The organism is Oryzomicrobium terrae, from assembly GCF_008274805.1.
Taxonomy (GTDB): domain Bacteria; phylum Pseudomonadota; class Gammaproteobacteria; order Burkholderiales; family Rhodocyclaceae; genus Oryzomicrobium; species Oryzomicrobium terrae.
Genome location: NZ_CP022579.1, coordinates 2,836,083 through 2,848,387 on the forward strand (window position 1 = coordinate 2,836,083; position 12,305 = coordinate 2,848,387).

The window sequence follows — 12,305 nt, forward strand, 5'->3', positions numbered from 1 at the left end:
CGCCCCCTCAATGCATCAGTTGAGCTTGCCGTGGCAGTGCTTGAACTTCTTGCCGCTACCGCAGGGGCAGGGATCGTTGCGCCCAACCTTGTCGCCGGCACCGGCCGGCAGGGGGGCCGCCTCGGCCTCCGCATCGGCGCCGGACAGGGCCTCGTCGTAGTCGGCGTGGTGGTACTGGACGTTTTCCACGTCGGCGTGGGGCGCGGTCTCTTCCACCTCTTCGGCAGAGCGGATCTGCACGGTCATGAGCAGGCGGGTGACCTCGTTGCGTACGCCGTTGAGCAGTTGCTCGAACAGCTCGAAGGCTTCGCGCTTGTACTCCTGCTTGGGGTTCTTCTGCGCATAGCCGCGCAGGTGAATCCCCTGGCGCAGGTGATCCAGCGCGGCCAGGTGCTCGCGCCAACGCTCGTCGAGACGCTGCAGCATGACGTTGCGCTCGAACTGGTGGAAGGCATCCTCGCTCACCAGGGCGATCTTGTCGGCATAGGCCTGGTCGGCGGTTTCAAGCAGACGCTTGAGCAGATCGGCTTCCTGCAGCTGGGGTTCGTTCTTCAGCCACTCGCCCACCGGGGCCGCCAATTGCAGGTCCGTCAGCAGGCTGCGCTCCAGGCCCTCGATGTCCCACTGCTCTTCCACCGACTCTTCCGGCACGAAGGTGCGGAAGGTTTCCTCGATCACACCATGGCGCATGGCGGTGATGGTTTCGGTGATGTCCTCGGTTTCGAGCAGTTCGTTGCGCTGGGCGTAGATCACCTTGCGCTGGTCGTTGGCGACGTCGTCGTATTCGAGCAGCTGCTTGCGGATGTCGAAGTTGCGAGCTTCGACCTTGCGCTGGGCGGATTCCAGGGAGCGGGTCACCAGGGGATGCTCTATGGCCTCGCCCTCGGGCATCTTCAGCCGCTCCATGATCGCCTTGAGGCGCTCGCCGGCGAAGATGCGCAGCAGGGAGTCGTCCAGGCACAGGTAGAAGCGGGACGAGCCCGGGTCGCCCTGACGGCCGGCACGGCCGCGCAGCTGGTTGTCGATACGGCGGGATTCATGGCGCTCGGAGCCGATGATGTGCAGGCCGCCGGCGGCCACCACCTGCTCGTGCAGGGGCTTCCACTCGGCTTTGAGGGCGGCGATACGGGCGGCCTTTTCCTCGGCGGAGAGGGCCTCATCCTCGCGGATGGCGTCCACTTTCTTGTCGATGGCCCCGCCGAGCACGATGTCGGTGCCGCGACCGGCCATGTTGGTGGCGATGGTGATCATGCCGGGGCGACCTGCTTCGGCCACGATCTCGGCCTCGCGGGCGTGCTGCTTGGCGTTGAGCACCTGGTGCGGCAGTTTTTCCCGGTCGAGCAGGGCGGAGAGCAGCTCGGAGTTCTCGATCGAGGTGGTGCCCACCAGGATCGGCCGGCCCTTGGCATGCTGCTCGCGGATGTCGGCGACGATCGCGGCATGCTTTTCTTCGGGGGTGCGGAACACCTGGTCATTGAGATCCTGGCGCACCACCGGTTTGTTCGGCGGGATCACCACGGTTTCCAGGGCGTAGATCTGGTGGAACTCGTAGGCTTCCGTATCGGCGGTACCGGTCATGCCGCCGAGCTTTTCGTACATGCGGAAGTAGTTCTGGAAGGTGACCGAAGCCAGGGTCTGGTTCTCGGCCTGGATCGCCACGCCTTCCTTGGCCTCCACGGCCTGGTGCAAGCCGTCCGACCAGCGCCGGCCGGCCATCAGGCGGCCGGTGAATTCGTCGACGATGACGATCTCGCCCTTGGGGCTGACCACATAGTGCTGGTCGCGGTGGAACAGGGTGTGGGCACGCAGGGCGGCGTTGAGGTGGTGCATCAGGGTGATGTTGCCGGCGTCGTACAAGTTACGACCTTCGGCCAGCAGGCCCATGTCCACCATGATCTGTTCGGCGTGCTCGTGCCCGGCATCGGACAGGTGCACCTGGTGGCCCTTCTCGTCCACCCAGTAATCGCCTTCGCCGTCCTCGGTGTCCATGCGCACCAGTTGCGGCGCCACCTGGTTGAGCTTGAGGTAGAGCTCGGTGTGGTCGTCGGCCTGGCCGGAAATGATCAACGGGGTACGGGCTTCGTCGATCAGGATCGAGTCCACTTCGTCCACGATGGCGAAATGCAGACCGCGCTGCACCCGATCGCCCCGCTCGTAGACCATGTTGTCGCGCAGGTAGTCGAAACCGAATTCGTTATTGGTGCCGTAGGTGATGTCGGCGCCGTACGCGGCCTGCTTGGCGTCGTGGTCCATCTGGGACAGGTTGACGCCCACGGTGAGGCCGAGGAAGCGGTGCAGGCGTCCCATCCACTCGGCGTCGCGACTGGCCAGATAGTCGTTCACCGTAATGATGTGCACGCCCTTGCCGGTGATGGCATTCAGGTAGGACGGCAGGGTCGCCATCAGGGTCTTGCCTTCACCGGTGCGCATTTCGGCGATCTTGCCGTAGTGCAGAGCCATGCCGCCAATCAGCTGGACATCGTAGTGGCGCATCCCCATCACCCGCTTGCCGGCTTCCCGGACCACGGCAAATGCCTCGGGCAGCAGGGCGTCCAGGGACTCGCCCTGGGCGTGGCGCTGCTTGAATTCCGCCGTCTTGGCGGCCAGGGCCTCGTCGCTCAGGGCGGCGATACTCGGCTCAAGATCGTTGATGCGGCGAACGGTCTGGGAGTACTGCTTGATCAGTCGGTCGTTACGGCTGCCGAAAAGCTTTTTGAGAAGGCCGGAAATCATGTCGGGAGAGACCCAGAACTCACGGAAATCGCGAAAGGCGGGATTCTAGCATGGGGGGCGGGTTGCCCCGGGATGCACCAAGTTCATGGCATGAGCATGGCACGGGGGAAAGAGCGGCTGGCGGCAGCCTTACCCAAACTCAGCGCCGGGCCAGATTGGGCAGCGCCCGCTCGAGGAAGCGGTTGGGGTTCTGCGCCACGCCGTTCATGCGCACTTCGAAATGCAAGTGCGGCCCGGTAGAACGGCCGGTCGTGCCGACCTCGGCGATGCGCTCGCCCGGCTTGACCACCTGCCCCTCGCGCACCATCAGGCGGGAGCAATGCGCATAGCGGGTGGACAGGCCGTTGCCATGGTCGATTTCGACCATATTGCCGTATTGGGGATGAAACTCCGCCGCCACCACCACCCCGCCGGCGGCGGCAACGATGTTCGTTCCTACGCTGGCAACGAAATCGACACCTTCGTGCAGGGCACGAGCGCCGGTAAACGGATCTATGCGCCAGCCAAAGGTGGAGGCGTTCCACTGGGTATCGACCGGCAGCACCGTCGGCAAGCGACTCTTTTCAGCCCAGCGGGCGAGCAATTCGGACTCCAACAGGGAAAACTGATCGTTCTGGACGTCGACGCGGCGAGCGAAGTGATCGAGTTCTTGGTTCAGCTGTCCCAGGGACAGGGCCGGTTGCGGCAGTACCAGAGGGCCGCCCTGGCCCCCGGTCGGCAGGGCATCGAGAGGCTTGAGGGCAGCGCCGCCCTGCCCCACCTTTTCACCCGCCTTGACCCCGGCCAGCCCCATCAGGCGCTCGCTCACCGAATCCAGGCGCACCACCTGGGCCTGCAACTGCCCTAGCCGCAACGCCATGGCGTTCACGTTGTCGCGCAGGAAAGCCTCGCTCTTCTGCGCCTCATGCTCGCGGATCGCGGCGAGCATGTTCTCAGCCACGGGCAAACGGAAATGCAACGACAAATAGGCCAGCACCAGGCTGCCCACCACGATGCTGCCCACCAGGGCCAGTCCGGCCAGCAGCAGATGCCGGCCGGTCAAGGTCAGGGTCTTGGCGGTGGCAAAGCGGTTTGAGACTACAATGATGTGCATACGCTGATCTCCCTATGCCCGACTTCATCAACGCTTACTTCGACGCCCCCAACGGCCTAGGCCGTCTGATGGCGCACGCGCGGCTGCTCAACCGGCTGCAATCGGCCTATGCCGATGCCGTGCCGGCTTACCTGGGACAGGCGAGCCGAGTGGCGAACTACAAGCAGGGAATAGTGGTCATCCACACCGAGAGTGGCGGTGTGGCGGTCAAGCTGAAGCAGCTAAGCCCCTCATTGACCGATGTTTTTTTAGGAATTGGGGTCGAGTGTAGCGGCATCCAGGTACGGGTGCAACCCGGGCCCGAGGCCCCGGAAGAGCGCCCCCGGCCCCAGCGCGCACTCACGTCGGGAGCCCGGCAAGGCCTGGGCGAGTTGGCCTCGGGGATGGCCGACACCCCCTTGCGCCGCGCCCTGGAATCCCTGCTCAAGCACAGTGCCTGAAGGGCACGACGAGCGGCCCGGAACTCAGAAGGGAAGCGGCGCCACCACTGCGACCCGCTCGAGCAGCAGCAGGCCAAAAAAACCCAGAGCGACGATCAGGGCCCAACGGAACAAGCGGAAGGCGATGGTCAGGTAGCGACGGTCCGCGGTGACGAAATAAGCACCGACACACCCCGCCACACCAATGATGACCAGAACCGCCAGAATGCGCAGAACGAGCACGGCAGCTCTCGTCCGGAATCAGGTGGCCAGGGCTGCCGGCTGGGCCAGCCAGCGCGAAACCGCAGGTGGCGCCTCTTCTTCCTTCTCGAAGGTGACGAACTCCCAGGCATCCTGCTGGGCCAACAGGGCCCGGGCCAGTTGGTTGTTCACCCCGTGCCCGGACTTGTGGGCGGTGAAGGAGGCCAGCAGCGGGTGGCCGAGCAGGTAGAGGTCGCCGATGGCGTCGAGCACCTTGTGCTTGACGAACTCGTCGGGTAGCCGCAACCCGTCGGCATTGAGTACGCGGAACTCGTCGAGCACCACGGCATTATCCAGGCCGCCGCCCAGGGCCAGACCGTTCTCGCGCAGCCACTCGACTTCCTGCATGAAGCCGAAGGTACGGGCCCGGGAGACTTCACGCACATAAGACTGGTCGGCGAAGTCGAAGGTGGTTTCCTGGGCGGTACGGTCGATGGCCGGGTGGGAGAAGACGATGGAGAACGACAGACGATAGCCGTCGTAGGGCTCGAAGCGCGCCCATTTGTCGCCGTCGCGCACTTCGATCGGCTTGAGCACGCGGATGAACTTCTTGGCCGCAGGTTGCTCTTCGATGCCTGCCGACTGGATGAGGAAGACGAAAGGTGCCGAGGAACCGTCCAGGATGGGCACTTCGGCCGCGTCCAGGTCCACGTAGGCGTTATCGATGCCCAGGCCGGCCATGGCCGACATGATGTGTTCGACGGTGCCGACCTTGATGCCGTCGCGCTCGATGCACGAGCACATGCGGGTGTCGCCGACCAGCAATGCGGACGCCGGCAGCTCCACCGGCTCGGGCAGATCCACGCGGCGGAACACGATGCCGGTGTCGGGCGCTGCCGGGCGCAGGGTCATGGTGACCCGGGCGCCGGAATGGAGGCCCACGCCGGAGGCGCGAATCGTCGCTTTTAGGGTGCGCTGCCTAAGCATTTTTTCTGACCGAAAAAGACCTCACGTCGCCATCACGCGGCAACGAAGGGCGAAATTCTTGTTTCGCGTTGAAAAGGGAGGGAAGAACGCATTTTAGCACGCAGGCGTTCTTCCCCCTTTCAAGAGGCGAGTATCGATACGATAGGCGGGGTTAATCCGCCTGCCGGCGCAGGAAGGCCGGGATGTCGTAGCGATCGACGCCAGAGGAGACCATGGCCTCGACCTTGGCGTTGCTGCGGTTGGTGCGGAACACAGCCGGCACTTCCAGGCTGGCGTAGTCGGGACCGGCCGCCATGGGCATGTCGTCGGTACCGGTACGAGCCGCCACCACCAGCTGGGGCTGCTTGACCGCCTGGCCGAGGCCGGTGGCGACCACGGTCACCCGCAGGGCGTCGCCGACGTTCTCGTCGAAAACGGCACCGAAGATGATGTGAGCGTCTTCGGCGGCGAAGGCGCGGATGGTGTTCATCACCTCGTTCACTTCCTTCATCTTCAGGGAGCGGGACGCGGTGATGTTGACCAGAACGCCCTTGGCGCCGGACAGGTTGATGCCTTCGAGCAGCGGGCTGGCCACGGCCTGCTCGGCGGCGATGCGGGCACGGTCCACGCCGGCGGCGACGGCGGAACCCATCATGGCGCGGCCCATCTCGCTCATCACGGTGCGCACGTCTTCAAAGTCCACGTTCACCAGGCCGGGGAAGGTGATGATTTCGGCAATGCCGCCCACGGCGTTGCGCAGCACGTTGTCGGCAGCCTTGAAGGCCTCGTCCATGGACACGTCGTCGCCCAGCACTTCCATCAACTTGTCGTTGAGGATGACGATCAGGGAATCGACGTGCTGCTGCAGCTCGGCCAGGCCGGCTTCGGCCAGCTTCATGCGCTTGCCTTCGAAGCCGAAGGGCTTGGTCACCACGGCCACGGTGAGGATGCCCAGCTCGCGGGCCACTTCGGCCACGATCGGGGCGGCGCCGGTGCCGGTGCCGCCACCCATGCCGGCGGTGATGAACACCATGTTGGCGCCCTTGAGGGCTTCGGCGATCTGCTCGCGCTGTTCCATGGCGGCGCTGCGGCCGGCTTCCGGCTTGGCGCCGGCACCGAGGCCGGTGGCCCCGAGCTGCACCTTGTGCGGCGCCACGCTGCGGTTCAGCGCCTGGGCGTCGGTGTTGGCGGTGATGAACTCCACCCCCTGCACCCCTTCCCGGATCATGTGGTCCACGGCGTTGCCGCCGGCGCCACCCACGCCCACCACCTTGATGATGGTGCCGCCCACTTCCTTGTCGATGATTTCAAACATACTCGCCTCCGTTACAAGAGATTCATTGATATTGTTTGCTGCTTAAAACGGGACCGCCGATAAAACGGGTACTACCTGATTACCTGAAGCAGCCGGGCTGAAAGGACGCCCGGGGTACTGCAAAACCTTAGAAATTCTTCTCGAACCAGCCCTTCATCACCGAGAACACGTCCTTCACCGAGCGGGTCTCGCGCACTTTCATGCCGCGCTTGTGCTGGGTCTGGGCTTCGAGCAGCAGACCGAAGGCGGTGGAGAAGCGCGGGCTCTGCACCACGTCGGCCAGACTGCCGGAGTACTTGGGAATGCCCAGGCGCACCGGCATGTGGAAAATTTCTTCCCCCAGCTCGACCATGCCCGGCATCAGGGCGGCGCCGCCGGTGATGACGATCCCCGAGGACAGCACGTCCTCGAAGCCGGAGCGACGCAGCTCGGCGTGGATCAGGTCGAACAGTTCCTCGATGCGCGGCTGGATCACGTCGGCCAGGGCCCGGCGCGACAGCTTGCGCGAGGGGCGATCGTCCATGCCGGCCACTTCGAACACGTCTTCCGGATCGGCCAGGTCGGATAGGGCCGTGCCGTACTGGCGCTTGATCTCTTCCGCTTCCCGGGTCGGGGTGCGCAGGGCCATGGCGATGTCGTTGGTCACCTGGTCGCCGGCAATGGGAATCACCGAGGTGTGGCGGATGGCGCCCTGGGTCCACACGGCGATGTCGGTGGTACCGCCGCCGATGTCCACCAGGCACACGCCCAGGTCCTTCTCGTCCTCGGACAGCACGGCGTAGCTGGAGGCCAAGGGCTGCAGCACCAGGTCGTTCACTTCCAGGCCGCAGCGGCGCACGCATTTGACGATGTTCTGGGCGGCGGACACGGCGCCGGTGACGATGTGCACCTTCACTTCGAGGCGCATGCCGCTCATGCCGATGGGCTCGCGGATGCCGTCCTGGCCGTCGATGACGAATTCCTGGGTGAGGATGTGCAGGATTTCCTGGTCCGCCGGGATGGGCATGGCGCGGGCGGTCTCGATCACCCGGTCCACATCCATCGGGGTGACTTCCTTGTCCTTGATCGCCACCATGCCGTGGGAATTAAAGCTCTTGATGTGGCTGCCGGCGATGCCCGTATAGACGTCCTTGACCTTGCAGTCGGCCATCAGCTCAACCTCTTGAACCACCCGGGAGATGGTGCCGACGGTTTCCTCGATGTTGACCACCACGCCCTTCTTGAGCCCCTTCGACTCCTGGGTGCCCATGCCGATGACGTTGAGACGCCCTTCCGGCGTGATCTCCGCCACCAGCGCGACGATCTTCGAGGTGCCGATATCCAGGCCGACCACCAGATCCTTGGTATCCCTGCTCATTTCTTTTCCTTGCCGTCAGGCTTCGTTCCTGCGTTGCCGGTGCCCATCACCCGCAGCGCAAATCCATTGGGGTAACGCATGTCCACCACCTCCGGCCGGGGCGTACGTCCCGCCAGGGTGGTGGGGTAAAACGTGACGAAGCGGGCCAGGCGCATGGCCACCGGAGCCTTGGACTGCTCGCGCCCCAACTCCACCACCATTCCGTCGTCCAACTTCAAGTGCCAGGCCAGTCGGGGAGACAGGGTCAGTTCCACCGGGCGTCGCTCGATCGATTTCAGGGCCGCCAACGTATCCACGTAGCGACGCAGCACATCGGCGCTGGAGCCCTGCGGGCCATACAGCATGGGCAGCCGCCCCACACGCCGCTCCTCGGCTTCCTCGCTCCCGGCACCGGCAGGCGAGCCAGTGGTGAAGACTTCGCCGAAGGTATTCACCATCTGCCCCCCCTCGCTGCCCCAACGGGCTGCCGCCTGATGCTCTTCGAGACGGACTTCCAGCTTGCCCGGCCAGCGCCGCCGCACCTCGGCCTTGCGCACCCAGGGCAGTTTTTCCAGGGCGCCGCGCACCGCTTCCAGGTTCACGTTGAAGAAGTTGCCGCGCAGCAAGCCGGCCCCGGCCAACGCGCCCTCCACTTCGTCCGAACGCACAGCCTGGAGCCGCTCCACCACCACCACCTGGCGCAGCGGAAACAGCGGCAACCGGGCCGCGGCCAGCACTGCCGCGGCAAGAATGGCCGCCGCCCCTGCTGCAAACAGCAGGTCGGCCAGGACATTCAACAGGTGCGGTTTGTGCCACATGCGCAGGGGTCATCTCGTCAAGTCAGTCGTTGGCCGCCAGGGCCAGGACCTGGAGCACCAGGGCTTCATAGTCGAGGCCGGCCACTCGGGCCGCCATCGGCACCAGGGAGTGGTCGGTCATGCCCGGTGAGGTGTTGGCCTCGAGGAAATAGGGATTGCCGGCGTCGTCCATGAGGAAGTCCACCCGGCCCCAACCCCGCCCGCCCAGCACCCGGAAGGCCTGCAGGGCCTGGGCCTGGATGGCGGCCTCCTGCCCGGCGGCCAGGCCGCTGGGGCAGCGATAGGTGGTGTCGTCGCGCAGGTACTTGGCCTCGTAGTCGTAGAACTCGGTGGCCGGCTCGATCTTGATGATCGGCAGGGCGCGCATGTCGTCGCCGCTGCCCAGGATGCCTACGGTGTATTCCCCCCCCAGCACCGCCTGCTCGGCGATCACCAGGGAGTCGTGGCGGGCGGCTTCTTGGTAGGCACTGCGCAGCTCGGCGGCGGTCTTGACCTTGGTCACGCCGATCGACGAGCCCTCACAAGCCGGCTTGACGAACAGGGGCAGGCCCAGTTCGCGCACCACCGCAGCGAAGTCGCTGGCGGCGGTAAGCATGCGGTAGGCCGGCACCGGCAGGCCGGCGGCCTGCCAGAGCAGCTTGGTGCGCCACTTGTCCATGCCCGCGGCCGAAGCCAGCACGCCCGGGCCGGTGTAGGGAATGTGCATCAGCTCCAGGGCCCCCTGGATGGTGCCATCCTCGCCGTGGCGGCCGTGCAGGGCGATGAACGCCCGGTCGTAGCCCTTGAGGGCGTCCAGGGGCTGCTCCGCCGGATCGAAGGCATGGGCATCCACGCCCTGGCGTTGCAGCGCCGCCAGCACACGGCTCCCGCTGTTGAGGGAGACGTCCCGTTCTGCCGAGGTGCCGCCGAACAGCACCGCTACTTTTCCGAATTCCTTGTTCATAACCACGTCAGACCGTTGCAAGTTTGGCGGGAACGGCGCCGATCGACCCCGCTCCCATCGTCAAAACCACGTCGCCGTCCTGAGCCACGGCGCGGATGGTGGCCGGCATGTCGGCCATGTCCTCGACAAACACCGGCTCCACCTTGCCCGCCACCCGCAGCGCCCGGGCCAGGGCCCGGCCGTCGGCGGCGACGATGGGCGCCTCGCCGGCGGCATAGACGTCGGCCAGCACCAGGGCATCGACGGTGGACAGGACCTTCACGAAGTCCTCGAAGCAGTCCCGGGTGCGGGTATAGCGATGCGGCTGGAAGGCCAGCACCAGGCGGCGGCCGGGGAAGGCGCCGCGGGCGGCGGCCAGGGTCGCCGCCATTTCCACCGGGTGGTGGCCGTAGTCGTCGATCAGGGTGAAGCTGCCACCGGACGCCAGGGCGATCTCGCCATAGCGCTGGAAGCGCCGGCCAACGCCGCGAAACTCGGCCAGCCCCTTGGCGATGGCCGCATCCGGCACGCCAATCTCGGTGGCCACGGCGGCCGCTGCCAGAGCGTTCTTGACGTTGTGCAGGCCCGGTAGGTTGAGGGTCACCGGATAGCGCACCGTGGTGCCGTTGACCCGCACCAGGTCGAACTTCATCTGGGCACCGGCGGCCTCGATGTTCTCGGCGCGGAACTGGGCCTCGGCGGCGTGTTCCGGATCGATTCCGTAGCGCACCACGTGCTTGGAGACGAAGGGCAGGATTTCGCGCACGTTCGGATCATCCACGCACACCACCGCCACGCCGTAGAAGGGCAGGCGGTTGAGGAAGTCGATGAAGGCGTGCTTGAGCTTGCCAAAGTCGTGGCCGTAGGTCTCCATGTGGTCCGCGTCGATGTTGGTCACGATCGACATCACCGGCGTCAGGAACAGGAACGAGGCGTCCGACTCGTCGGCCTCGGCCACCAGGAATTCGCCGGTGCCGAGCCGGGCATTGGCGCCGGCGGCATTGAGCCGGCCGCCGATGACGAAGGTCGGGTCGAAGCCCCCCTCGGCCAGGATCGAGGCCACCAGGCTGGTGGTGGTGGTCTTGCCGTGGGTGCCGGCCACGGCAATGCCCTGCTTGAGCCGCATCAGCTCGGCCAGCATCTGGGCCCGGGGCACCACCGGGATATGGGCGGTGCGGGCGGCGATCACTTCCGGGTTGTCGGCCTTGACCGCGGTGGACACCACCACGGCGTCGGCACCGGCCACGTGGGCGCCGTCGTGGCCGAGCAGCACCCGGGCGCCGGCGGCGGCCAGGCGGGCGGTGGTGGCGTTTTCCGCCAGGTCCGAGCCGGACACGGTGAAGCCCAGGTTCACCAGCACCTCGGCGATGCCGGACATACCGGAGCCGCCGATGCCGACGAAGTGGATGTGTTTGACCTTGTGTTTCATGGTCGTCGATTCCTCAAACGTTCTTTTCCGCCGCTTCGGCGCAGATCGCTGCCACCCGCTCGGCAGCGTCGGTGCGGGCCACATCCCGGGCCTTGGCGGCCATTTCGGCAAGTTGTTCCCGGGGGGTCACGACCAGTTCGGCCAGGGCCGCCGGGGTCAGTTGCTCCTGGGGCATCAGCACGGCGCCGCCGGCATCGGCCAGATGACGGGCGTTGGCGGTCTGGTGGTCGTCCACCGCGTGGGGGAAGGGCACCAGCACGCTGGCCACCCCGGCGGCGGCCAGCTCGGCCACGGTCAGGGCCCCGGCGCGACACACCACCAGATCGGCCCACTCGTAGGCGCCAGCCATGTCGGTGATGAAGGGCACCAGGAAGCCGTTGGCGCCGGCCACCTCGTAGTTCTCGCGCAGGGCCTTCATGTGCTTCTCACCGGCCTGGTGCACCACCTCGGGCCGCTCTTCCTCGGCGATCAGGGCCAGGGCCTGGGGCACGGCGGTGTTGAGCGCCGCGGCGCCCAGGCTGCCGCCCACCACCAGGATGTGACGCACGCCGCTGCGCTCGGCGTAGCGGGCGGCCGGCGGGGCCTTGTCGGCCACGGCGGCGATCTCGGCGCGCACCGGGTTGCCGACCCACTCGCCCTTGGGCAGTACGTCGGGGAAGCCGGTGAGGATGCGGTCGGCCACCTTGGCCAGAACCTTATTGGCGAGGCCGGCCACGGCGTTCTGCTCGTGGACGACCAGGGGGATGCCAGCCAGGGCGGCCATCATGCCGCCCGGGAAGGTGATGTAGCCGCCCATGCCCAGCACCACGTCGGGCTTGATCCGTTTCAGGGCGCGGCGGGCCTGCCAGAAGCCGGACAGCAGGCTGAACGGCAACAGCAGCTTGCGGGCCAGGCCCTTGCCGCGCAGGGCGCCGAACTTTATCCAGACGCACTCGAAGTCCTGCTCGGGCACCAGGCGGGCTTCCATGCCGTCCGGGTTGCCCAGCCAGACCACGCGCCAGCCCTGGCTGCGCAGGACCTTGGCCACGGCCAGGGCGGGGAAGATGTGGCCGCCGGTGCCGCCGGCCATCACC

General features: G+C 66.3%; 11 protein-coding genes. 1 reads left to right on the top strand and 10 read right to left on the bottom strand.

Annotation, left to right across the window (positions count from 1 at the left end):
- Positions 1 to 15: 15 nt before the first annotated feature.
- Both secA and OTERR_RS12845 read right to left on the bottom strand, forming a co-directional pair.
- Positions 16 to 2,733, bottom strand: coding sequence for a preprotein translocase subunit SecA (gene secA / locus OTERR_RS12840; RefSeq protein WP_149426005.1), 2,718 nt, complete (start codon positions 2,731 to 2,733; stop codon positions 16 to 18).
- A 139-nt stretch (positions 2,734 to 2,872) separates the two neighbouring features.
- Positions 2,873 to 3,826 carry a M23 family metallopeptidase gene (locus OTERR_RS12845; RefSeq protein ID WP_149426006.1) on the bottom strand — a complete coding sequence of 318 codons (954 nt, stop codon included), beginning with the start codon at positions 3,824 to 3,826 and terminating at the stop codon, positions 2,873 to 2,875.
- A gap of 14 nt (positions 3,827 to 3,840) precedes the next feature.
- Between OTERR_RS12845 and OTERR_RS12850 the strand changes: the two genes are divergently transcribed.
- Entirely contained in the window at positions 3,841 to 4,266 is a 426-nt protein-coding gene (locus OTERR_RS12850; protein WP_054622194.1) for a DciA family protein, read from the top strand.
- Between the two features lie 24 nt (positions 4,267 to 4,290).
- Here OTERR_RS12850 and OTERR_RS12855 read toward each other — a convergent pair whose 3' ends face one another.
- The 8 genes from OTERR_RS12855 to murG all read right to left on the bottom strand — a co-directional run bounded on the left by OTERR_RS12855 (position 4,291) and on the right by murG (position 12,301).
- The gene (locus OTERR_RS12855; protein ID WP_149426007.1) at positions 4,291 to 4,488 is read right to left on the bottom strand and encodes a hypothetical protein; all 198 of its coding nucleotides are present in this window, start codon (positions 4,486 to 4,488) and stop codon (positions 4,291 to 4,293) included.
- An 18-nt stretch (positions 4,489 to 4,506) separates the two neighbouring features.
- On the bottom strand, positions 4,507 to 5,433 hold the full coding sequence (lpxC, locus tag OTERR_RS12860) for a UDP-3-O-acyl-N-acetylglucosamine deacetylase (RefSeq protein WP_149426008.1): 927 nt from the start codon (positions 5,431 to 5,433) through the stop codon (positions 4,507 to 4,509).
- Positions 5,434 to 5,584: 151 nt separating this feature from the next.
- Positions 5,585 to 6,727: a cell division protein FtsZ gene (ftsZ, locus tag OTERR_RS12865; protein WP_054622191.1), complete on the bottom strand. Its 1,143-nt coding sequence runs from the start codon at positions 6,725 to 6,727 to the stop codon at positions 5,585 to 5,587.
- Positions 6,728 to 6,854: 127 nt separating this feature from the next.
- Positions 6,855 to 8,084, bottom strand: coding sequence for a cell division protein FtsA (ftsA, locus tag OTERR_RS12870; protein WP_054622190.1), 1,230 nt, complete (start codon positions 8,082 to 8,084; stop codon positions 6,855 to 6,857).
- Positions 8,081 to 8,881, bottom strand: coding sequence for a cell division protein FtsQ/DivIB (locus tag OTERR_RS12875; protein WP_149426009.1), 801 nt, complete (start codon positions 8,879 to 8,881; stop codon positions 8,081 to 8,083). The genes ftsA and OTERR_RS12875 overlap by 4 nt, the downstream gene beginning before the upstream one ends.
- A gap of 22 nt (positions 8,882 to 8,903) precedes the next feature.
- Complete coding sequence (locus tag OTERR_RS12880) at positions 8,904 to 9,824, bottom strand: D-alanine--D-alanine ligase (protein ID WP_149426010.1); 921 nt, start codon at positions 9,822 to 9,824, stop codon at positions 8,904 to 8,906.
- A gap of 7 nt (positions 9,825 to 9,831) precedes the next feature.
- A complete protein-coding gene (murC, locus tag OTERR_RS12885) occupies positions 9,832 to 11,232 on the bottom strand; it encodes a UDP-N-acetylmuramate--L-alanine ligase (RefSeq protein ID WP_149426011.1) in 1,401 nt (466 codons plus the stop codon).
- Positions 11,233 to 11,245: 13 nt separating this feature from the next.
- The gene (gene murG, locus OTERR_RS16070; protein WP_187775354.1) at positions 11,246 to 12,301 is read right to left on the bottom strand and encodes an undecaprenyldiphospho-muramoylpentapeptide beta-N-acetylglucosaminyltransferase; all 1,056 of its coding nucleotides are present in this window, start codon (positions 12,299 to 12,301) and stop codon (positions 11,246 to 11,248) included.
- Between the last annotated feature and the right edge of the window lie 4 nt (positions 12,302 to 12,305).

What these genes read in the sequence shown, in the direction of transcription:
- ftsZ (WP_054622191.1), bottom strand. Translation starts at nt 6,727, where the DNA reads ATGTTTGAAATCATCGACAAGGAAGTGGGCGGCACCATCATCAAGGTG.
- OTERR_RS12875 (WP_149426009.1), bottom strand. Translation starts at nt 8,881, where the DNA reads ATGTGGCACAAACCGCACCTGTTGAATGTCCTGGCCGACCTGCTGTTT.
- OTERR_RS12850 (WP_054622194.1), top strand. Translation starts at nt 3,841, where the DNA reads ATGCCCGACTTCATCAACGCTTACTTCGACGCCCCCAACGGCCTAGGC.
- murG (WP_187775354.1), bottom strand. Translation starts at nt 12,301, where the DNA reads ATGGCCGGCGGCACCGGCGGCCACATCTTCCCCGCCCTGGCCGTGGCC.
- OTERR_RS12880 (WP_149426010.1), bottom strand. Translation starts at nt 9,824, where the DNA reads ATGAACAAGGAATTCGGAAAAGTAGCGGTGCTGTTCGGCGGCACCTCG.
- OTERR_RS12845 (WP_149426006.1), bottom strand. Translation starts at nt 3,826, where the DNA reads ATGCACATCATTGTAGTCTCAAACCGCTTTGCCACCGCCAAGACCCTG.
- lpxC (WP_149426008.1), bottom strand. Translation starts at nt 5,433, where the DNA reads ATGCTTAGGCAGCGCACCCTAAAAGCGACGATTCGCGCCTCCGGCGTG.
- murC (WP_149426011.1), bottom strand. Translation starts at nt 11,232, where the DNA reads ATGAAACACAAGGTCAAACACATCCACTTCGTCGGCATCGGCGGCTCC.
- ftsA (WP_054622190.1), bottom strand. Translation starts at nt 8,084, where the DNA reads ATGAGCAGGGATACCAAGGATCTGGTGGTCGGCCTGGATATCGGCACC.
- secA (WP_149426005.1), bottom strand. Translation starts at nt 2,733, where the DNA reads ATGATTTCCGGCCTTCTCAAAAAGCTTTTCGGCAGCCGTAACGACCGA.